The 23160-nt window shown below is 46.8% G+C and carries 11 protein-coding genes and 2 pseudogenes; all 13 read left to right on the forward strand.

What is annotated here, in order from left to right:
• Nucleotides 1-111: 111 nt before the first annotated feature.
• The 13 genes and pseudogenes from CJF29_RS00145 to CJF29_RS00205 all read left to right on the forward strand — a co-directional run bounded on the left by CJF29_RS00145 (nt 112) and on the right by CJF29_RS00205 (nt 23146).
• Nucleotides 112-3558, forward strand: a complete 3447-nt coding sequence (locus tag CJF29_RS00145) for a SusC/RagA family TonB-linked outer membrane protein (RefSeq protein ID WP_099146782.1) — start codon at nt 112-114, stop codon at nt 3556-3558.
• Between the two features lie 39 nt (nt 3559-3597).
• Nucleotides 3598-5310 (forward strand): SusD/RagB family nutrient-binding outer membrane lipoprotein, encoded by a 1713-nt coding sequence (locus CJF29_RS00150; RefSeq protein WP_099146781.1) that lies wholly within the window; start codon nt 3598-3600, stop codon nt 5308-5310.
• 169 nt (nt 5311-5479) lie between these two features.
• The gene (locus tag CJF29_RS00155) at nt 5480-6880 is read left to right on the forward strand and encodes an alpha-L-fucosidase (protein WP_099146780.1); all 1401 of its coding nucleotides are present in this window, start codon (nt 5480-5482) and stop codon (nt 6878-6880) included.
• Between the two features lie 75 nt (nt 6881-6955).
• On the forward strand, nt 6956-9643 hold the full coding sequence (locus CJF29_RS00160) for a transglutaminase-like domain-containing protein (protein WP_099146779.1): 2688 nt from the start codon (nt 6956-6958) through the stop codon (nt 9641-9643).
• 27 nt (nt 9644-9670) lie between these two features.
• Nucleotides 9671-11026 (forward strand): annotated as a pseudogene (locus CJF29_RS00165) (alpha-L-fucosidase).
• A gap of 162 nt (nt 11027-11188) precedes the next feature.
• Nucleotides 11189-11455 (forward strand): annotated as a pseudogene (locus CJF29_RS00170) (carbohydrate-binding family 9-like protein); the annotation flags it as partial.
• A 171-nt stretch (nt 11456-11626) separates the two neighbouring features.
• A complete protein-coding gene (locus tag CJF29_RS00175) occupies nt 11627-13249 on the forward strand; it encodes a hypothetical protein (RefSeq protein WP_255299377.1) in 1623 nt (540 codons plus the stop codon).
• A 181-nt stretch (nt 13250-13430) separates the two neighbouring features.
• Nucleotides 13431-14954 carry a sulfatase-like hydrolase/transferase gene (locus CJF29_RS00180; RefSeq protein ID WP_074635830.1) on the forward strand — a complete coding sequence of 508 codons (1524 nt, stop codon included), beginning with the start codon at nt 13431-13433 and terminating at the stop codon, nt 14952-14954.
• A gap of 113 nt (nt 14955-15067) precedes the next feature.
• Nucleotides 15068-16726, forward strand: a complete 1659-nt coding sequence (locus tag CJF29_RS00185; protein ID WP_099146778.1) for a hypothetical protein — start codon at nt 15068-15070, stop codon at nt 16724-16726.
• Nucleotides 16727-16747: 21 nt separating this feature from the next.
• Complete coding sequence (locus tag CJF29_RS00190; protein WP_009001290.1) at nt 16748-17152, forward strand: hypothetical protein; 405 nt, start codon at nt 16748-16750, stop codon at nt 17150-17152.
• 21 nt (nt 17153-17173) lie between these two features.
• A complete protein-coding gene (locus tag CJF29_RS00195; protein WP_099146777.1) occupies nt 17174-18805 on the forward strand; it encodes a DUF1735 domain-containing protein in 1632 nt (543 codons plus the stop codon).
• 28 nt (nt 18806-18833) lie between these two features.
• On the forward strand, nt 18834-19820 hold the full coding sequence (locus CJF29_RS00200; RefSeq protein WP_099146776.1) for a glycoside hydrolase family 43 protein: 987 nt from the start codon (nt 18834-18836) through the stop codon (nt 19818-19820).
• Between the two features lie 140 nt (nt 19821-19960).
• Nucleotides 19961-23146, forward strand: a complete 3186-nt coding sequence (locus tag CJF29_RS00205) for a SusC/RagA family TonB-linked outer membrane protein (RefSeq protein WP_099146786.1) — start codon at nt 19961-19963, stop codon at nt 23144-23146.
• Nucleotides 23147-23160 lie beyond the last annotated feature (14 nt).

The following is a 23160-nucleotide window of genomic DNA, read 5'->3' on the forward strand; positions in this document are numbered from 1 at the left end:
ACATAATTTTAGTTAACGTAAACTGTATCTTTGCGTTATAATCTCTAAAACAAACAAAACGTTTTATTAAGGAGATTGAGAGACTTATTTGAGAACCTTAAAATTTACAAAATGAAGAAAGTACTTAGAAAAATCAGCATGGTGCTTCTGGCGGCTTCGTCCATCGGAACAATCTATGCGAACACCGGTTATGAGATGGCAGGTGTAGACATTGTACAGCAAAGCGGTACAGTGAAAGGTGTAGTAAAAGATGCTACGGGTGAGCCTGTCATCGGTGCATCTGTATTGGTAAAAGGTACGCCGAACGGAACGATAACCGATGTCGACGGTAATTTTTCGCTCTCTAACGTGAAGAAGGGAGATGTGCTTCAGATTTCTTTTGTGGGATACAAAACGTTGGAAGTGAAGTATGACGGACAACCTCTGTCTGTTGCTCTTCAGGATGATTCACAGGCATTGGACGAAGTGGTAGTGACAGCTCTTGGTATCAAGAAGGATGCCAAGAAGTTGGGATATGCGGTAAGTTCAATTTCTTCCGGAGATTTGACTAAGACGGGTGGTGGCAACCTTGCTTCCGGACTTTACGGTAAGGCAACAGGTGTCCGTATTCAGGCAGCTCCTGGTGGTGGTACTTCGGCGGTGTCCATTTCTGTTCGTGGTCTTTCTTCGATCACCGGTAACACGCAGCCTCTGGTCGTTATGGATGGTGTACCTATCCACAATGGGAATACCAATAACGACGGTTATTGGGAGAACCAGCGAATCAACTCTAACGGTATTGTTGACATCAATCCTGAGGATATTGATAACATCTCTATCCTGAAAGGTGCTGCCGCCTCTGCACTTTACGGTTCTGAAGCAGCCAACGGTGTTGTCATGATTACCACAAAGAAAGGTAAGAAGGGAGGTGGTACACACATTGACTTCAGCGCGAATGTAAGTTTCGACAAGGTTGCCTATATGCCCGAAATTCAAAAGGAATATGGTCCCGGTTACGATAACTGGGCTCTCGGGAGCAACGCTGACGAGACGGCTTTGACGGGTTTCCGCCACACTCGCTTAGACCGTAATGGTAACTCCATTACCACTCCAAACCGTGAAACATACTATTCATGGGGTGCTAAGTTTGATCCGAGCAAGACAGTAACTTACTTTGATGGTACTGAACGTGCATACACCCCTATTGACCACAACCAGTGGGCTGATATTTTCCGCACGGGTGTCAACCAAACTTACAATATTTCTCTGACTAATAGTACCGAACGTAACAATATGCGTTTCTCTTATACTTACAACGATGCGTTGGCGATGCAGTATAACTCTGATAATCATAAGCACAATTTCAACTTGAGCGGTACATTCGATGTGACTAAAACTATCAAGTTGAATTATACTGCCACTTATACAGATCAGTATATCAAAAACCGTCCTTATCGTATCTCCCGTCTGACCAACAACTATGGCGGTATGTTTGGCGGTTTTACCGATGTGGCATATATTCGTGACCACACTATTACAAGCCTCGGCTACAAGAACAGTATCGCAGCCATCAACGGTGGTACTGCTGACACTCTGACACCGGACGAGCAATTCCTTTACACTCCGATGGGATCTACAGCACTGATAAATGAATATTTTTGGAACATCCTCGGTAAGGTGCAGGAAGAAAACCACAACCGTTTTATCGGTTCTGTTAATCCGACTTGGGAAATCATACCCGGTCTGACTTTGGGCGGACGTCTTGCCACTGACCTTACCACCGATAAGATTGAAAATAAAAACAATACCGAAAATGCACATATCTTTTCTACCGACGGTCACTACAGTGATTCTTATGGACTCATCAACAGCCGCTATCAGATTGTGTATGGCGACATCATGTTGATGTGGGACAAGACATTCGCTGAAAAGCACAATATTACTGCCAATTTAGGCTGGAATGCCCGTCAGGAAACATTCTATCAATCGAACGTAAGCACAAGCAACGGTCTGACTCAGGAAAATTGGTTCCACCTTAACGCTTCTGTGGGTACTAAGAATGCAGACATGGAAAAGTCGGATTTACTCCGGACAGGTATGTTCCTGACTGCAAGCTACGGCTATGACGGATGGGGTTTCCTTGAAGGTTCAGTCCGTCAGGAAAAAACTTCTACGTTGAAGCATGGAAACAACTCTTTCGTTTATCCGTCAGTAAGTGCCAGTATTCTTTATACGGAGCTTCTCAAAGACAAACGTCCTTCATGGTGGGACTATGGAAAGTTGCGTGCTTCTTATGGTGTCGTAGGTAATGCTCCTGAAATCTATCGCGCGAACAGAGCCTATGATCAAAAGTCTTTGACAAGGTCGACTACTTATACTTATAATTATGTTGATGTGAAGGTTGGCAATGACGGCATTAAGCCGGAAACCAAGTATGAGTTCGAAATCGGTATCGAGAACAAGTTCTTCAATAACCGTCTGGGCATGGAGTTTAGCTATTACTACAACGACATCAAGGATCAGATTCTTACCACGACTTCAGCCGCTTCTATGGGTGGTCAAAGCATGTTGATGAATGTAGGTGAGCTTACTAATAAAGGTTTTGAATTCAGTGTGAACGGAACTCCTTATATGAATAAGGATTGGCGTTGGGATGTCCGTGCCAATATAGCATGGAACAAGAATGTGGTGAAGAAGCTAGCGGATGGTTTGGATGTTCTTTCGCACTTGACCGTAGACAATGGTGCCGCCAGCCTTGAGTCCCATGTGGGAGATGCTATGGGTGACTGGTATGCCTACACTTGGAAGACAGACGATAAGGGTAACTATATTGTAGGTAACGATGGCCTTTATGTGGCAGACAAAACAGAACGCCATAAGGTAGGTAACGCTATGCCTAAGTTTACAGGTGGTTTCGGAACAAGCCTTAGCTGGAAGAACCTCACTCTTGATGTTACATTCGACTTTCGCGTTGGCGGTAGTGTCCTCAACCTGCCGTGGCAGTACATGATGGATGCGGGTAATATTACCGATGCTGTTGGGGCTCGTGATCATTCAACTGGTGGCTTATTCTATTACAGCGACGTGGAAGACGTTACGAACAAGTCTTCTATCCATGTCCTCACTCCCAGTGAAGTTGCATCCATTAAAGGATCTTATAAGCGTGGTGACAAGTTTAATGGTCACTATCTTTGGGATAACGGCGTTATTCAGAAGGGTGTAAAGGAAGACGGCACTCCGAATGACATCGTTGTGACTCAGTTTGAAATCAACGACAGCCAGTATGGTTGGGGTACAGGTGCAGCCCAGAGCTATGCGAATGCTATTCAGAAAAACACGTATGTCAAATGTCGTGAAATTAGTTTGGCTTACACTCTTCCGATGAAGTTGACCAAGAAGTTCGCTTGTAACAATCTTACAGTCTCTGCTTTTGCACGTAACCCGTTCTATGTCTATCGTAGCTTGAAATTGTTCGACTCGGAGACAACCGACGGTACAAACTGGATTTATCAGGCGCAGGTCGGTGGTTCTACTGCCAGTGCCCGCACATTCGGTGTGTCCCTCCGTGCTAGCTTCTAATTTAACCTTTATTGAATTTACATTAAATAAGATATAGATATGAAAAAGATATTTTCTACCTTATTCGTTGGAGCGGCTCTCATGTCTCTCGTCTCATGCTCTGATTTAGACTATGATGAGAAATATCCAGATCCTTCCAAGACATCGACGGTAGGTGTGCCTCAAGTGTTCACCGCTGTGATGTTCAAAGGTAATACTTGGATGAATCCGGTTTACTATCGTTATTACACACAGTCAACGACTTCAGGAGCATTTTCCGGCATTATCGGTAATAGTAATGGTAAGGGTCGTTTTATGGGTGCCGGTGAAGGCTATTTCAATACCCGATGGATGAATTTCTATGACATGCTGACTCAATTCCGCTTATTGGAAAATACGCATGCCAATCTTCCTGAAGAAGAGAAATCGATTAATGAAGTTTTCTACCACCTTGCGCGTACTCTCATTGACGGACAGCTTCATGAGATGCTTTCTCTTTTTGGGGATGTTCCGTTCAACGGTGCCGGTACTCTTTGGAATTCAGATTATAGCAGTGCTAAGGAACAGTGCGTGTACGATGATGACGTGACACTTTACAAGCAAATCCTTGCGGAATTGAAGGAAACGGGTGACTACTTAGCAGGTAGCTTGAGTACTACCAGCCTTTCTTCTCTTAAACGCCAAGACTACTCTCTTGCCGCAGGAGACATTACTATTTGGCGGAAGTATGTCAACTCTCTCCGTTTCCGCATTGCCCTTCATCTTGCTACTAATGGTGATTGCGCTGCAGAGGCAAAAAGCGCCATTGCTGAGATTTTAAACAATCCTACGCAGTATCCGCTTGTTGACAACAACTCAGAAAACATGGGGGTTGCAGCCGATACTCAGACTGACGACTTTAACTATGGAAAGACCCTGTCTCAGGCTCTCAGAACTTCAGGTATGGCTGCGGGTTCTCAAGCTGTGCTTAACGCTATGAATGTTCCTGCAAATGGTATTCCTAATGCCAACACCGACCCGCGTATTCAAGTTATATACGATTGTAACCCTGACGGTGAATATGTTGCATACGATGTAACTAAAACAAACAATGAAATCGGTCAGATTAGTGATGCAAAACATCAGGAATATGTTCAAAGAGGCATGCCTCTTGCAAACTACTATTGTGAAGTAGATTCTCAAGCTATTGCAGGTCGGAAAGAATATGACGGCAATTCCAATCTGAACGGACTTTGGATCAGTGCTGCGGAAGTCAGCCTTAGCAAGGCGGAGGCTTATCTGATGGGATATGGTGTTTCTAAAAATGAGACTCTTGCCAAACAGAATTTTGTTAATGGTATCAAGCAGTCTACCGAATACTATTGGAATCTGAAGGAGAGAAGTTCTCTTTACAAGGAGGGTAACGATAGCGATAATGGATATCGTCCATTGGTCAAACCATCTGATTCTGAAATCGAGGCTTACGCTGAAAGCGTTTGGGCACCGACACAGGAAGCTGTCTGCACCCAGCTTTGGCTTAATTTCGGTGTGATGAACGAACTCGAAGCATGGAATGTAGTGCGTCGTACCAGTTATCCCGAAGTGACTTTTGCAAGAGATGCGCAAGTGGCTAGCTATCCGACTCCTCCAAACCGTCTTCCATATCCAAGCGATGAGCTTAATTACAACAGTGCAAACTGTCAGGACGCCATTTCAAAGAACTATGAGGAGACGACCGGTTACTATACAAATCTCTTTTGGGCTAAGAAGGATTATTACAAACTTATACCGTAATTTAACTTAACATACCCCCTCCCAATATGAAGCGGCTGTCGGAAACGGCAGCCGCTTTTTTTACTTTAGCGGGGTTTACTCTTACTAAATGGTACATCTTCTATGCTAGGTTACAAGAAAAGAGTATTTTTTGTAAATCAATCTATTAAATAATATAACAGAATAGACCATGAAAAGAATTGCAGTATCTTTATTAATGTTTGTCCTCCTTTGCACGGGGGCAAAAGCTCAACACACATTTACGCATGAACAGTCGTCCACCTATGAATGGTCTACGGACACGCTCGTGTTGAAGAAACTCGACCGGTGGCGCGACCTGAAATTCGGCGTTATCTTCCACTGGGGATTGTATGCTGTGCCAGGCATCGTGGAATCGTGGGCATTATGCTCCGAAGACGAGGACTGGATAAGCCGTTACGGTCACGACAACTATCAGGAGTTTAAGGACTGGTATTGGAACGGATTGAGCAAGCAGTTCAAGCCGACCAAGTTCGACCCCGCTCAATGGGCGGACGCGATGAAGCAGGCAGGCATGAAGTACATGATCTTCACCACGAAGCACCACGACGGCTTCTGCATGTTTAATAGCCGCTACACGGACTTCTCCATCGCGAAGTGCGCCTTCAAGGGCAATCCGAAGGCGGACGTCGCCAAATACGTGTTCGACGCTTTCAGGAAAGAAGGTTTCATGACGGGAGCCTATTTCTCCAAACCGGACTGGCATAATCAGGATTATTGGTGGGATTATTTTGCGACGGCGAACCGCAACGTGAACTACAAAATCAAACGTCATCCCGAAAAGTGGGAAGCTTTCAAAACCTACACGCACAACCAAATCGACGAACTGATGAGTAACTACGGAGGCATCGACATCTTGTGGCTGGACGGCGGATGGGTGTCTCCCCGCAACAATCAGGACATCGACATGCCGAAGATTGCCGCTGCAGCGCGTGAGAAACAACCCGGACTTTTGGTAGTAGACCGTACCATTCACGGCAAGTATGAGAACTATCAGACACCCGAACAGACCATTCCCGAACGCCAGCTTCCGCATCCGTGGGAAAGCTGCGTGACGCTGACCACCGACTGGGGATGGGTGAAGAATCCCCACTACAAATCCCGGAACCGCATCATCTCCATGCTGATGGAAGTGGTGGCTAAAGGTGGCAATTTGCTTCTCGGCGTAGGGCCTACAGCCGAAGGCCTTATCGAGCAGCCCACCATGGAACGCTTGCAAGAGATAGGTCGCTGGATGCAGAAAAATGGAAAGGCTATTTATAACACCCACATCACTCCCAACTATCATAGCAGAAATGTATGGTTCACTGCGGACAAGAACGGAAAGACCCTGTACGCTCTCTACGCTTTGGCGGAAGGAGAAAAAGTGCCGGCTACCATCGAGTGGGAAGGAAATGTTCCTGACCGGGGAACCAGCATCCGGCTGCTGGTGACCGGACAACGTGTGAAGTGGACAGCGAAGGACGGAAAAGTAACCGTTTCCCTTCCGAAGAAACTGGCGGGCAGCGCCGAGCCGCTTGCTTTCCAATTTGAGATGCAATCAACCAAATAATGATAAATATTCATTTACCGTTTCAAAACATCAATCAAAGAACATTTTTGACCATATAAATAAAGAGAACAACCCATGAAAAGAACAACCAACTTTTTGATCCTGTTGCTGTCGTTAGCCGTTGGGCTGATTTCATGCGACGACACTCACTTCATCACCGATAAGGCTTATCGGGAGAAAGTGAGACAGGACTTTGAAGAAAAAGAAAAACAATTGCCGGACGGGGATTGCTTTAGTATTTTCCGTGAGAAACTTACCACCTTCGAACGGGAGGCGTTGATGTTCCTTTACGCCTATATGCCCATTGGAGACATTACCGATTATCCGGGCGAGTATTATCTGGAGAATGTCCGCTTGTCGGAACAAATCTGCGAGGAGATGCCTTGGGGAAAGAACATTCCCGAAGACGTATTCCGTCATTTCGTGCTGCCCATCCGTGTGAACAACGAGAATCTCGACGATGCCCGCAAGGTGTTCTATGCCGAACTGAAGGAACGCGTGGGAGGTATGAATATGCATGACGCTGTGCTGGAAGTGAATCACTGGTGCCACGAAAAAGTGGTTTACACACCAAGCGACGCTCGTACCAGTGCCCCGCTCGCTTCCGTGAAAACCGCTTACGGACGTTGTGGAGAGGAATCCACTTTCATGGTAGCCGCCTTGCGTGCGGTCGGTATTCCCGCCCGACAAGTTTATACTCCCCGTTGGGCACATACGGACGACAATCATGCATGGGTAGAAGCATGGGTGGATGGCGAATGGCACTTTCTCGGAGCATGCGAGCCGGAGCCTGTGCTGGATTTGGGCTGGTTCAATACAGCGGCGAGTCGTGGCATGTTGATGCACTCCAAAGTCTTTGGACGTTACGAAGGGAAAGAGGAAGTGATGCTGCAAACTCCGCTCTATACTGAAATCAACCTGATAGACAACTATACCGAATCGGCGAAAGCCTTCATCGTAGTGAAGGATAAGGACGGAACGCCGGTGGAGAATGTTAAGGTGGAGTTCAAGATATACAATTACGCCGAGTTCTATACCGTCGGCACGCGCTATACAGACAAGGAGGGAATAACGTTCCTCAGCGCCGGACGCGGCGACATGCTGGTGTGGGCGTCTAAAGGTGGCGAGTTCAGCTATGCTAAAGTCTCTTTTGGGAAAGATGACCGGGTAGAAGTTGCCTTAGACAAGAAAGAGGGTGAAGTCTACTCTCTGCCGCTCGACATTGTTCCTCCGCCGGAGAAGCCGAACATCCCGGAAGTATTACCGGAACAGCGTGCGAAGAACGATGCGCGGCTGGCACGGGAAGATTGCCTGCGGGAAGCTTATGTCGGCACGTTCATGAACAAAGAATCGGCAACGGCTTTTGTCACGCAACACGCTTTGCCTGAAAAGGCGGCGGATTTTCTGGTCGCTTCACGCGGCAACTGGGGCGTTTTGACTGACTTCCTGTTGAAAGCCCAAAAAGAGAACATTGGTGAAAAGGCGGTGAACCTCTTGGCTGTGATCTCAAAGAAGGACTTGAGGGATGTTTCGATGGAAGTGCTGGAAGATCATTTATTTCATAGTCAGCAGGAAATTGCAGATATGGCACTGTTCAACACCTGTATCCTGAATCCGCGGGTAGGGAGCGAGATGATTCTCCCGTACAAGGAGTTTTTTCAGAAAGAAGTGTCGGCAGCAGACAGGGAAAGGTTCCGAAAAGACCCGCTCAAGCTGATGGAGTGGTGCAAGGCAGAGATTACGCTGAGGGAAGACCTCAACCAGTCAAATCTCATCATTTCTCCTTTGGGAGTGTGGAAATCGCGCGTAGCAGATCGCAAGTCGCGCAATGTGTTTTTCGTTTCCGTCGCTCGGAGCCTTGGCATTCCGGCATGGATAGACGAGGTGACCGATAAGATTCAGTATGAAAAATTGCCGGAAGGGGAGGTGCTGGACATTGATTTCGACCGGGCGGAAATCGCCTCGTCTCCTGTCGGGCAGCTGGTGCTCGACTACCAGCCGACGCCGGCGGTGAAAGACCCGAAATATTATACGAACTTTACCCTCTCCAAGTTCAAGGACGGTACTTTCAGGCTGCTGAGCTACGACGAGGGCGATGTGGACATGGGAGGTGGGACAAGTTGGAACACCCGGTTCAAAAATGGCACCAAGCTCGATGTGGGCTATTACATGCTCGCATCCGGTGTTCGTCAGAGTGACGGGAGTGTTCCCACGCAAGTTTCTTTCTTTGAAATCAGGGAGGGAGAGACTACGAATGTAGAGCTGGTTCTCCGCGAAGATATCCGGACGAAAGTGGAGGCAGTGGGACATCTCGATGCAGGTGTGCAGTTTCTTCCATTGGGTGCGACGCAGAAGAAAAGCATCTCGGAACATTGCGGATGCGGGCGTGATGGATATTACGTGCTGGCTATCCTCGGTCCTGGACAGGAGCCTACCAACCACGCTTTGCGAGACATTGCCGCCCTCGGGCGCGAACTCGTGGCGTGGGGACACCCTATGCTACTCCTCTTTTCAAGTAGGGAGCAGAGCGAAAAGTACCGTGCGACTGACTTCCCCGGACTGCCGTCGACGATCACTTACGGCATTGACGAGAACGGGACCATCCTGAAACGGCTGGTTGAATCGCTCAAACTTCAAAACGAAACTCTGTTGCCGGTGGTCGTCATTGCAAATACTTCCGGAGAGGTAGTGTTTAAACTGCAAGGCTACACCATCGGACTGGGCGAGCAGTTGATAAAGGAGATTCACTCGTTGAATATTTAGAAACATCAATCAAAAAACAGATCTATCATGAATAAAATCCGTTTGTCTACATTTCTATTGCTTGCCTGTCTGACAGGCACTATCAAATCGCAACCCCTGCTGTCGTCCGAATCTCCGGAGGCATACGCCGAGCGGATGCAGTGGTTTGATGAAGCAAAATTCGGCATCTTCATTCACTGGGGTATCTACGCCGTGGACGGAGTGTCCGAAAGCTGGTCATTTCACAACAATCAAGTGCCCTACTACTAATATATGAATCAGCTCAAAGGCTTCACCGCCTCCCGCTACGACCCGCAACAATGGGCGGCGTTCATCAAGGAAAGTGGTGCCCGGTATACAGTGCTCACCACGAAGCACCACGATGGGTTCTCCCTTTGGGACACGAAAGCCGGCACACTAAGCGCAGTGAAAAGTTCTCCGGCTAAATGCGACCTGATCGCTCCTTTTGCCGAGGCCGTCCGCAAGGAAGGACTGAAACTGGGCTTCTACTACTCACTGCTCGACTGGTCGCACAAGGATTATCCCGTCTTCACAAGAACATCCAAACGCTATGACATCAAGGAAGACCCCGCCCGTTGGCAACGCTTCTGCAAGTTCAACTTCGCCCAAATGGAAGAACTGAACACAATCTGGAAGCCCGATCTCTACTGGTTCGACGGCGACTGGGAGCAAACGGCGGAAGACTGGAAGTCTGATTCCATCATACGGATGCTGCGTTCTACCAATCCCGGAGTGATTGTGAACTCGCGCATCCAGGGATACGGAGACTATGGCACCCCCGAAATCGGTGTACCCGTCGTACGTCCCAAAGACCGCTACTGGGAACTTTGCTATACCATCAATGACAACTGGGGTTACCGTCCGAAAGACACCAACTTCAAGACTCCGCAAATGCTCCTTTGTACCTTCGTAGACTGCCTGAACATGGGCGGCAACCTGCTTCTGGACATCGGTCCGAAAGAGGATGGAACCATCCCGCAGGAAGAAATCGATGTGCTGAAAGCCTTCGGTAGATGGACCTCCAAGCACAAGGACGCCATCTACCAGACACGTGCCGGTATCCCTGCCGGATACTTCAACGGCTACACTGCGCTTAACAAGGTGGGTGACGTTCTTTATCTTTACATGCCCTACAAACCCATCGGCAAAGTCTCGCTGAAAGGCATCGTCAATAAGGTGGAGAAGATAGAAGTAGTGGGCAACAACACACCGCTGAACTTCGAAGTGTACAACAAACTCTCGTGGAGTGAAGTCCCCGGAATCATCTATATCGACGTGCCGGAGAACGTGCTCGATTCCAACATCACCGTGCTGGCGGTGCAATTGGACGGTCCCGTCAAACTCTATGCCGGTGCGGGACAAGTAGTGACATCTAATGATTAACGGGAGTTAGTGGTTAGTCGAAGTGATAAATTATCATTTATCGTTTTAAACCATCAATCAAAACAATATTAATTCATGAAGAAACAAATTCTATCATTCCTTTTCCTGATTGCAGGCACCTGTGGACTGCAAGCCCACTCCCTTTCGGAGAAATACGCTCCGATGCTGTCCCGTCCGGCGGGCTACGTATGCTACCAGCCCTCTGACGACATTCAAATAGACGGTCTTGATAACGAACGCTCCTGGCAGAATGCCCCGTTTACCACCGCGTTTGTCGACATCAGTGGCTACAACTTCCCCAAACCCCGCTACGAAACGAAAGCCCGGATACTCTGGGATGAGAAATACCTCTACATCTTCGCAGGTCTGGAAGAGCCTCACGTCTGGGCGAACCTCACCAAGCGGGACACCATCGTCTTCTACGACAATGACTTTGAAGTATTCATCGACCCCACGGGAGACGGTCACGATTATTTTGAAATTGAAACCAACGTCCGGGGGACGGTCTTCGACTTGTCGCTGCCCCGTCCTTACCGAGCCCCGAATCGCCCGTTCATACAGTTCCAGTGGAATTGCCCGAGATTGAAGCTGGCGACGCACGTGGATGGAACCCTTAATCGTCCGGGTGACCGCGACAAAGGTTGGAACGTGGAAATGGCGATTCCCCGCGAGGCCATTGCTAGTGAATTCGACAACTTTCTGAAGGCCGGCAACTACCTGCGCCTCAACTTCTCCCGTGTGGAGTGGCAGTTCGACCTGAACGGAACCGTCTACAGCCGCAAAAAGACTCCGGACGGGAAATACCTACCGGAAGACAACTGGGTGTGGACGCCTACCGGACAGGTGGCGATGCACATGCCCGAACGCTGGGGCTATGTATATTTGTCGGAAAAGAAGGCTGGAGAAGGCAGTGAAACCTTCCGATATCCGGAAGGTGAACCTGTGAAGCGGTTCCTTTGGATGCTGTTTTATGCGCAGGAAGAACGATTCGCCCAAACACATCGCTGGTACACGTGCATCGACGACTTCAACCTTGACAAGAAGGATTGGCAACTGCTTCCATCTGGCTATGAAGTCCGCGTGGAAACTACCTCGCATACGTATGAAATCACGGTAACTGCTCCCGACGGAAAGGAATACGTGATAGACGAATCGGGCTGCTGCTTCGAAAGAACACCTTCCAAGCCTATTCTGGCGGAAATCCCTGTCTATGTCTGGCAAGGCTGGAGCAATCAAACAACGGAGGAGACCTTGAAGCAGGACTTCATCCGGTGGAAGAGTTACGGTGTAAAAGGTGTCTGCCTGAATGCGGGGTTCGATCAGGAAAAGATAAGAACCGCCGCCAGAGTTGCGAAATCCTTCGGACTTGAATATCACGCATGGGCTCCTTGTATGCTGCAGGAAGGGTTGGACTCCACTTGGTATGCTGTGAACCGGCTCGGTCAATCCGCCTATTCCGTTCAGGCGTATGTGCCTTACTACAAATGCCTTGACCCACGTAATCCGCAGGTGCAGGAATGGCTGATAGACAAGTACACTCAGTTGGTAGAGATACCCGAAGTGGATTATGTCCAGTTGGATTATATCCGTTATGCGGATGTGATTCTTGCCAAAGGTCTTTGGGAGAAATACAATCTGGTGATGAATGAAGAATACCCCGTAGCCGATTACTGCTATTGCGACCATTGCGTGCAGGCATTCAAAAAGCAGACTGGCATTGACATCCGTTCCTTCAAAGATCCTTCCGCTTGCAAAGAATGGGCGCAGTTCCGTTGTGACGCCATCACTGAACTGGTCAATAAGATTGTGGCAGCCGTTCATGCGAAGGGGAAAAAGGTGAGTGCGGATGTTTTTCCCGGTCCATACTCTTACGCCGTATGGATGGTGCGGCAAGAATGGAGTAAGTGGAATGTTGATGCCTTCTTCCCGATGAACTACAATGATTTCTATCTGGAAAACGCGACATGGGTGGGGAAAGTGACAAAAGAAGAAGTTCAGTCCGTCAATGGCAAAGCTCCTGTCTACAGTGGATTGTTTATCTGTCACGACTGGAGAAATAAAGATAAAGTGATAGATCCTGAGAACTCCGGCCTGCTTCCTTCTGAAATAGAAGAAGCTGTGATGAGTTCGATGAAAGCGGGAGCTGCCGGCATCAGCCTCTTTACGCCCGGCGAGATGACCGATGAGCATTGGAAGGCCCTGGAAAAGGTGATTCGACGTTAGACATACTGACGTACGTGAATACAAAGGCGGGATCGTTTTGCGGTCTCGCCTTTGCTTTTGTTTGCGTATATATTCCAAGAATCGACAACAGGATGGACATTTCTCCCCATTATTAAACATTTGTTCTACATAAATAAATAAGTGGTGGCTAAATTTGCATCGTTATTAACTACATAATATTATGAAAAAGATAATCTATCTAGTTCCTACGTTGTCTTTAGTAGGTTGTACCTCACAGCACGTAGAAGAAAAGCCGAATGTGATTGTGATTCTTGCCGATGATCTGGGATTTGGTGATGTCAGCGCTTACGGCTCTACTACGATTCATACTCCGAATATCGACAGTCTGGCTCATGGCGGAGTTTGTTTCATGAACGGATATGCCACTTCGGCAACTTCCACTCCCAGCCGTTACGCTTTGATGACCGGAATGTATCCGTGGAAAAATAAGGATGCAAAAATCCTGCCGGGAGATGCTCCTCTTATCATTAATGAAAATCAGTTTACCTTACCGAAGATGATGCAGCAATGCGGTTATGTGACCGGAGCTATCGGAAAGTGGCACTTGGGGATGGGAGACGGCAATGCCAACTGGAACGAAACCGTCAAACCGGGTGCCAAAGAAATCGGTTTCGACTATTCTTGCCTGATTGCAGCAACCAATGACCGTGTCCCGACCGTTTACGTGGAAAACGGCGATGTCGTGGGACTCGATCCGGCTGATCCCATCGAAGTAAGTTACGAGCATAATTTTGAAGGCGAACCGACTGCCATTTCTCATCCGGAGATGCTAAAAATGCAGTGGGCACACGGACACAATAACTCTATAGTAAACGGAATTCCCCGTATCGGATATATGAAAGGCGGTCAGAAAGCCCGTTGGAAAGACGAGGATATGGCCGACTATTTTGTAGATAAGGTAAAGAACTTTGTGACTGAACACAAAAATGCTCCTTTCTTCCTGTATTATGGCTTGCACGAACCTCACGTACCTCGTGCTCCCCACCAGCGCTTTGTGGGCAAAACAACGATGGGGCCTCGTGGCGATGCCATCGTTGAGGCAGACTGGTGTGTCGGCGAACTGCTTGCTCACTTGAAGAAAGAAGGATTGTTGGAAAAGACACTGATTATCTTCTCCAGTGATAACGGGCCGGTTCTGAATGACGGTTACAAAGACGGTGCTCCCGAACTGGCAGGCGATCATCTTCCTGCCGGAGGTCTGCGCGGAGGTAAATATAGTTTGTTCGACGGTGGTACGCATATTCCTTTGTTTGTTTATTGGAAAGGAAAGATTCAGCCGGTTGTGTCCGATGCACTGGTTTGCCAGGTAGATATTCTCGCTTCTCTGGGTTCGATGATACATGCCGATTTGCCGGAAGGTTTGGATAGTCGGAACTATCTGGATGCTTTCTTCGGAAAAGAGCAGACTGCCCGCAAGGATGTAGTGTTGGAAGCGCAGGGACGTATGGCTTATCGTTCAGGCGACTGGATTATGATGCCTCCTTATAAAGGTTCCGAACGAAATCTGACCGGAAATGAATTAGGTAATCTGGGTGAATACGGATTATTCAATGTAAAAGACCGGACTCAACATCAGAATGTGGCGGCACAACAGCCCGAACTTCTGGACTCCCTGAAGCAGAATTTCTTTGCTGAAGTGGACGGTTATTATCGCAGTGAAGTAGAAGAAGAACCATTAAAATAAGGTCAAATGTTTATTCTGAACATAAATCCAGTTGATAAAACAATCGTTCTATTCTAGCGGGATTTATTTCTCTACCTTTGTTCTGTTCGATGTCGGACAATTAACCTTGAAGTATGTATATGAAAATGAAAGCTTTTTTAATGTTTGTATTGCTGTTCTTATGTTCAATGGGAACAAAGGCGCAGGATTTGGGGGCGAACTATAATGAAAATATAGACTACCCGATTACGGAAATAGAGATGCTGAAGCAGTCGAAAGTGAATTGGGTGAGAGGGTTTGTCAATATCCCCACTCTGTTTCTTCAAAATGAAAACGGGAAGATTGTAGGTGTGAAAGAAGAAGCCATCAAGACACATATTCCCACACTGAAATTTATCCAGGCCAAGAAAGCGTTGGGCGACCGCGTGAAGTTCATATTAAGCCTGAAAATACCTTTTGAATTATATACCGATACGGTTCCCAAAGTAGGGACGAAGGAGATGGAGTACATATTCCGGGCAACGGAAGTGTTACTGCAAACTTATCAGATGGCGCAGAATATTGACATTTTGGTTATGGGTAACGAACCGGAGTGGGAAAATGCATTGGATACCGACCTCTGTCATGCCGACGGTGATGATTACCGGGCATTTCTGAATGAGTTTGCCAATCGGCTGACTACTTGGAAGCAGGCGAACGGCTGGACATTTGATATTTATGCCGGGGCATTGAACCGTGTGTCCGAGTTGCCGAAGAGCGAAACGGTACCTGCGGTAGTCTCTGTGGTTAATAACAATCCTAATGTGGTGGGACTCGACCTGCATGTTCACGCATTGAATATCAATCAGGCGGAAGATGATTTCCGGATCATCCGCAATAAGTACGGTGTAACCAAAAAACTGATTTGCACGGAATTCTCTATGGTGCGTGCGTTGAATCCTCATGTGGCCGATGCGTTGGGAGAATGGGGAACCAAGAATGGTTATACAGCCGGAATGAAAATCTACGAATATCTTAATCTGATAGCTGAAAAGGCGAATGCCGGTACACCGGTTAGTGCTGCCGAGTTCAAGAGTCTTTTTGAGAGTTACTCCTGGTATCCGAAGAATTGGTATAAGACTTTTTATGAGGTATTCAAGAAATATGATACGTATGCCATTACCGGGCGTTTTAGCGTTGTTCCCGGTGGGGCGAGAGCTGTTTACGATGCGAATACTGAAATGTGGGAGCTTGGAGGAATTTATTTTTCCCGTTATTTAGGACTGGATGCAAACGGGTTCTACAATCCCAATCCATTATTATATCCTGATTTCATCGCTGCTCAAAATGGGCTGGCTATTTCCAGTCTTGTCGAAGGGCAACAGGAGTTATTTATTAGTTGGGGTAACGGAGTTGATAAGACGGGAGTGTTGTTGGTGACAGACAAGAACGGGACAGAGGTAGTACGTCAGCCGCTTGATTCGGAAAGCGATTATACACTGGTTGAAAATCTTGTTCCCGGCACAACATATCATGTAGCGTTGCTGAAGTCGGATGACAGTGTGTTGTGGGAAGATGATGTCAAAACTAAGCTTGTGACGGGAGAGTTTCCTTTGTTGAAATATCAGCAAGTGGATGGATATGCGTTGGTGCAACTGTTGAATTTGCCGGCTGATGCCGCTTCTTACAAGTTGAAAGTGGATGGACGGGAAATCGATATAGTGAATAAGAACCTGAACGGACAAGTGCTTACGGCCGAAGTGACTTATAAGGATGGATCGGTAGAAACATTGTCGGCAACCATTAGAAAGTAATTATCTTAAATTTATTCGCTTATGAAAGTAATATATGTATTATTGGCATGCCTGTTGGTTTTCGCCTCTTGCGCAGAAACGGATTATGCTGAAAACGGGGTTGATAGAAAGGATATAACGGGATATACCGAAATAGGATTTTATAGTCTGGATGGAGTTTGTACTTTTGCGGAGCAGGAACAGGTTCAGGCTGCAATCAATTCCAAGCGCCTGACTTATCGTTTGCAGAATTCGGATCAAAGCAAATACATTCATGTGAAGTTTACCGGGAAACCTGCAACTGTCGGTCAGAAAATAAGGGTGGCATTCTCATTCCGGGGAGTTTCTTTCCTCAAAGAAGAGATGGAGATTGAAGTAGTTCGGATAGATGGTGGAAAAGTGTGGTTGTCAGGTGACAATGTTGGTATGGTAATCCCTGTTTTTTAATCATTAAAAAAGAATTGAATTATGAAAAGATATATTCCTATTGCAGCGTCGTTGATGGCGTTTTCATTGGTTTCCTGTGGTGAAGTTATGGATTTGACGCAGCCGGAAAAGGCGGAAGTTACTTATTCCGGTATCACTTTGTCACTTAATCAGACTGGCAAGTATGACCTATATCTGGATGAGCCTGAATATGAATATACCATTATGGTAGAGAAGAGCCATTGCGAAAAGGAAGCGAAAGCGGAATTTGCAGTAGTCGATGCCCACTCGTTTGGCGAGGAATACACGCTATTGCCTGCGGCTAACTATGACCTGGATGCCAACAGTCTCGACTTCAAAGGTGACGATGTGTTGCATGCTGTCGGTTTGCGTTTCCATGATCTTACTACGCTGGACAACACCAAGAAATACGTGCTCGGTCTGAAACTGAAGTCTGACGATCTTGCCGTCAACGAAGAGAAGAGTACCATGACTTTCTATCTGCAACAAAAACAGGGTGGTATCGGTAATCCATATATCATCACTGCGCCCAAAGACTTGGCCAAGCTCGGTGAATATCTCAAAGACGGACAGACTACTTACGTACGTCTGGGTGCGGACATCGACCTGCAAGGGATGGACTGGACTCCGGTGGAAGCCACTGCTGTCAGACCTGTGGATTTCGACGGCTGCGGACACGTTATCAATAATCTGAAAATTACATCTTCTTCATCCGGTTATCAGGGCTTCTTCGGTATGTTGACGGGACGATGTGCCAATGTGACGTTTACGAACGCGCAAGTTACCGCTGATAAGAAGCTTGCGGGTATTGTAGCCGGGCAGGCAGGTAACGTTTCCGGTGCGGGTATAGTGGAAAATGTTCGGGTATCGGGCACTATCAATTTAACTTCGGGAAACAATGCATGGGATGACGGTCAGGCAGGCGGTATCTGCGGACGACTTCACGGAGCAGAAAGTAAGATTTATCAATGTGGTTCGGAGACGAAGATTACCGCTTTGTGGTCGGCAGGTGGTATTTGCGGTGAAGTGCGTGAGGGAGCTGCTATAGAACAGTGTTATCATATAGGTGATATCACTACCCAGTCATGCGTCGGCGGTATTGCCAGCCGGTTACTTGGAAGTACTATTTCCCACTGCTATTCACACGGAGTGATGAAAGCGGTTCCCATGGTGGTAGCTAATCCGGGCGGTGGTATTGCAGGATGGGTGCACCCGATGTCCGGTGCTTCTACAACCTCTACTATATCTTACTGCTGGAGCGATTGCGATGTATCGGCACAAAATCAGGTGGGAGGTATCATGGGTAATGCCAACAATACTACCGGGAGCGGTATTACCGTTCATCACTGTGTGGCATGGAATACGTATTTATTCTCTCAAGCCGCGCCAAAATCGGGTAAGGTGTGCGGACGGTATAGCCAGAATGTAGCTTATTCCTGTTACGCTAATCCTATGATGGAATGTGTTTTCTCTGGTAATCCCGCACTGCCTGACCAGGCCAGCGTAAACGTGGGTACTATCACTACGGTAGATCGTTACAACGGTCTGACTACGATCAGTAACTTGATGGAAGCCGTTCGTACCCTCGACTGGGATAATTCTATATGGAACCTTGACGGTGAACAACCCCGTTTGGCATGGGAACTGAACTAACAGGAAATAGCATAATAATTATAGACTGATGAATACATTCAATAAAATCCTCTTACGAATGACACTTGCTTTGGGAGCGACATTGATGTCCGTCTCCCAACTGCAGGCTGACGATTGGAAAGAAATATCTTTTGCCGACCCTACTATCTTTGTAGAGAACGGAAAGTATTACCTCACCGGTACGCGCAACCAGGAACCGCTGGGCTTTTCCATTCTCGAATCGACCGATTTGGAGCATTGGACAGTGCCCAACGGCAGTTCCCTGCAACTGATTCTTCGGAAAGGTGACCGCACGTATGGCGAAAAAGGGTTCTGGGCACCTCAATATTTTAAGGAAAAAGGGACCTATTATTTCACTTATACCGCCAATGAGCAAACGGTGATTGCTTCTTCAAAATCGGTATTCGGTCCTTTCCGGCAGAAAGAAGTCAGACCGATAGATGCTTCCGCCAAAAATATCGACTCCTTTCTGTTTAAGGATGATGATGGGAAATACTACCTGTATCATGTCCGCTTTAATAAAGGAAATTACCTTTGGGTAGCCGAGTTTGACATGAAGAAGGGAAGCATCAAACCGGAAACGTTGAAACAATGTATGAACTGCACAGAGCCTTGGGAAAAGACTCCGAACTACAAGTCCGCACCGGTGATGGAAGGACCGACGGTAATGAAGTGGGACGGGGTGTATTACCTGTTCTATTCCGCCAATCATTTTATGAATATTGACTATGCGGTGGGCTATGCTACTGCTACTTCTCCTTTCGGTCCGTGGAAGAAGCATCCGAACAGTCCGATCATTCATCGTAGCCTGGTAGGAGAAAACGGATCGGGACATGGAGATGTGTTTAAAGGGCTGGATGGAAAATACTATTATGTCTATCATGTCCATCGTTCGGATTCTACCGTGCAGCCTCGTAAAACACGTATTGTTCCGCTCATCCTGGAGAAAGGAAATGACGGTTTATACAGTATCACCGTAGACAAAGAACACGTCATAAAGCCAATGTGGAAGTGATTTGTTCAGAAATGTAGTAGAGAAATCTATTTTGCACATTTGTACGGGTTTTAAGGAGATTCTTCCCTTTCATTTGAAGATTTTCCCGCTTAATTTGTGCTATGAGATAAAGAATTTGTTAACAGTTAAAAATAATGTTTATGAAAAGGAACAGACTTTATTTTTCTTTCTTCTGTCTTTGTTGCTTTTTGCTTTGTACATTAAGTGTGCATGCACAACAAATCTATTGGAAGGGACAAGTGAAGGATGCAGTATCCGGCGAACCGATGATTGGTGTCAGCGTTCGCGTGAAGGGTACAGGCAGCGGTACGATTACTGATTTTGACGGTAATTTTTCCGTGAAAGCATCGAAAGGAGACATACTTGTCATTTCTTATGTGGGCTATAAAACTCTGGAACTGGATTTAAAGAATAAGACAACGTTGGGAGTCATCTCTTTGGGAGAGGATGCGGAGACACTGGAGGAAGTTGTAGTGGTAGGATATGGTGTTCAGAAAAAGGTATCCAGTGTGGGTTCCATTGCTACGGCAAAGGGAGACGACTTGTTAAAGGTAGGTAGCGTGAACTCCGTGTCCGAAGCTTTGCAAGGTCAGATGCCCGGTGTGGTTGCCATCAACTCTACTTCGAAGCCGGGAGCCGACAAGGCCTCTTTGTTGATTCGCGGTAAGTCTACTTGGGGAGAAGCTGCTCCGCTTGTGTTGGTGGACGGTATCGAGCGTGATTTCAATGATGTCGATGTGAACGAAATAGAATCCATTTCTGTATTGAAAGATGCTTCGGCCACTGCTGTTTACGGTGTGAAAGGTGCGAACGGCGTTATCTTGCTTACCACCAAGCGGGGACTGGAACAGAAACCGGAGATTTCATTCACTGCCAACTTTGGTTTCAAACAACCGTCTGCCGCTCCCGAATGGTCGGACTATGTGACTTCCATGAAACAGTATAACAGAGCCCAGGCGAATGATGCCAACTGGGGGGCACTGGTTCCCGAATCTACTATTGCCGCATGGGAAAATGCGTATGCTACCGGAAACTATGGCCCTTACAATGACGCTTTCCCGCAAGTGGACTGGTGGAAAGAAATGGTAAAGAATGTAGGTTACGAGCAGAACTACAACCTGAATGTGCGGGGTGGTACGAAGAAAATGAGTTATTTCGTTTCTTTGGGTTATCTGCATGACGGCGATATCTTTAATACGACCAAACAGGAGGAATTTGATCCTTCTTTCTCCTATCGCCGCTATAACTGGCGTAGTAATTTCGACTTCAATATAACGAATACTACCAAACTGTCATTCAATGTGGCCGGTAAGATGGGTTATCAGAATCAACCGTCCTATTATGAGAATGTCGATTCTCCGGATGAACGTTTTTTTGGAACGTTCTTCACAGCTCCGAGTAATGAGTTTCCGATTAAATACAGCAATGGAATATGGGGAGACGGGTTAAGCTCCGATCAGAACATTGTCTGTCTGATGACAGAAGGGGGGAGTCGTAACATTAAGCAACACCAAGGTTTCTATGACGTGATCCTGAATCAGAAACTGGACTTTATCACTAAAGGATTATCATTGAAAGCATCCTTGTCTTATACCACTTCTTCATCATGGAGTACCCAGATTATGCCGGGTAAGATTCTGGGTAAAGATGATTTGGTTGCTCAACGTACGCATATCCGTATCAATCGTGTGTATGATTATGCCAATCCTATTTACAATCCCGATGGAACCATTACTTATAATTATACGGAGAAACGCTATCCGGATGAAAACGCCCCTGGAGATTTACCTGTCGGTGGTGCTTATGACGGATTCAAGGCTTACGGACGTAAGTTGTATTATGAAGTGGCATTGAATTACAACCGTCAGTTTGGCGACCATGATGTAAGTGCCTTGTTTGTGTTCAACCGTAAGATGAACGAATCGACTAGTGATAATGTGGCCGTTATGAACTTCCCGGCTTATGAAGAAGACTGGGTGGGTCGTGTGACTTACAACTTCAAAGAACGTTACCTGGCCGAGTTTAACGGTGCTTATACCGGCTCGGAAAAATTTGCTCCGGGACACCGCTTCGGTTTTTTCCCGTCCGCTTCTATCGGTTGGCGTATCAGTGAAGAGCCTTGGGTAAAGAAATGGACCAAAGGAATACTGACCAACCTGAAAGTGCGTTATTCGTATGGTGTGGTGGGTAATGATAAAGGTGCTACCCGTTTCAACTATATTCAGAAATTCGAGCAACTCTCCGAAAATACACAGTTCGGTAAATATCAGACCAGTAATTGGGGACCTTTGTATAAAGAAGGCAAGCTGGCCGACCCGGATGCTACCTGGGAAGAATCCGTTAAACAGAATATCGGTATCGAGATAGGTTTGTGGGGCAAGTTGAACTTTACGTTGGATTTATTCGATGAAAAGCGTAATAACATTCTGATGACGCGTAACACGATTCCGTCTTGGGCGGACAGTGGTATCGCTTTCCCGCAGGTGAATCTGGGTAAGACGAAAAATCACGGTCTCGAACTGGATATTGCCTGGAACGATCGGATTGGAAAGTTCAATTATTACGCGAAATTCAATTTTGCCACCAGCGAGAACCGTATCGTCTTTATTGACGACCCGAAGAATCAGAGTGAATATCTGAAGAAAGCCGGGAAATCAATCGGATACGTAAACAAGTACCTGGCAACAGGTAACTTCCAGTCGTTGGATGACATTTATAACTCGGCGCAGTCTACCATTGCCAACGGTGCACACAACACACTGATTCCCGGTGACTTGTATTACATTGATTACAACGGAGACGGTATGATCGATGCTAAAGATATGGTTCCGATGAAAGACCTGAACTATCCGGTAACTACCCTCGGATTTACGCTGGGAGGTTCTTACAAAGGATTTGGATTCAATATGTTGTGGTACAGTGCCATGGATGTTTATAAGGAAGCGATTCCGTCTTACTTATGGGATTTCCCTGCAGGTAACATCAAAGCTCAACCCAATACATTGAACACATGGACAGCCGATGCCCCGATTCAGAGCGGAGCCGTTCGCCCCAGTATTCATGTACAGAGAAACTACAACTCGGTGGGTAGTACTTATACGTATACCAACCATGCTTATCTTCGTCTGAAGAATCTGGAAGTGAATTATGAGATTCCGAAACGCTGGCTACAACCTGTGCATCTGACAAAGCTGCAGATATATATCAACGGTACCAATCTGCTGACATTCTCGAAAGGCGATTCACGTCGTGACCCGGAGCATTCGGGACAGAATGTGTATCCGATGGTGAGACGTTATAATATTGGTTTTAGATTAGGATTATGAGACACTTTAAATTT

The organism is Bacteroides celer (assembly GCF_002632415.2).
Lineage (GTDB): Bacteria > Bacteroidota > Bacteroidia > Bacteroidales > Bacteroidaceae > Bacteroides.

Excerpts from the sequence above, each read along its gene's own strand:
- CJF29_RS00145 (WP_099146782.1), top strand. The coding sequence starts at position 112 with ATGAAGAAAGTACTTAGAAAAATCAGCATGGTGCTTCTGGCGGCTTCG.
- CJF29_RS00150 (WP_099146781.1), top strand. The coding sequence starts at position 3,598 with ATGAAAAAGATATTTTCTACCTTATTCGTTGGAGCGGCTCTCATGTCT.
- CJF29_RS00155 (WP_099146780.1), top strand. The coding sequence starts at position 5,480 with ATGAAAAGAATTGCAGTATCTTTATTAATGTTTGTCCTCCTTTGCACG.
- CJF29_RS00160 (WP_099146779.1), top strand. The coding sequence starts at position 6,956 with ATGAAAAGAACAACCAACTTTTTGATCCTGTTGCTGTCGTTAGCCGTT.
- CJF29_RS00180 (WP_074635830.1), top strand. The coding sequence starts at position 13,431 with ATGAAAAAGATAATCTATCTAGTTCCTACGTTGTCTTTAGTAGGTTGT.
- CJF29_RS00185 (WP_099146778.1), top strand. The coding sequence starts at position 15,068 with ATGTATATGAAAATGAAAGCTTTTTTAATGTTTGTATTGCTGTTCTTA.
- CJF29_RS00190 (WP_009001290.1), top strand. The coding sequence starts at position 16,748 with ATGAAAGTAATATATGTATTATTGGCATGCCTGTTGGTTTTCGCCTCT.
- CJF29_RS00195 (WP_099146777.1), top strand. The coding sequence starts at position 17,174 with ATGAAAAGATATATTCCTATTGCAGCGTCGTTGATGGCGTTTTCATTG.
- CJF29_RS00200 (WP_099146776.1), top strand. The coding sequence starts at position 18,834 with ATGAATACATTCAATAAAATCCTCTTACGAATGACACTTGCTTTGGGA.
- CJF29_RS00205 (WP_099146786.1), top strand. The coding sequence starts at position 19,961 with ATGAAAAGGAACAGACTTTATTTTTCTTTCTTCTGTCTTTGTTGCTTT.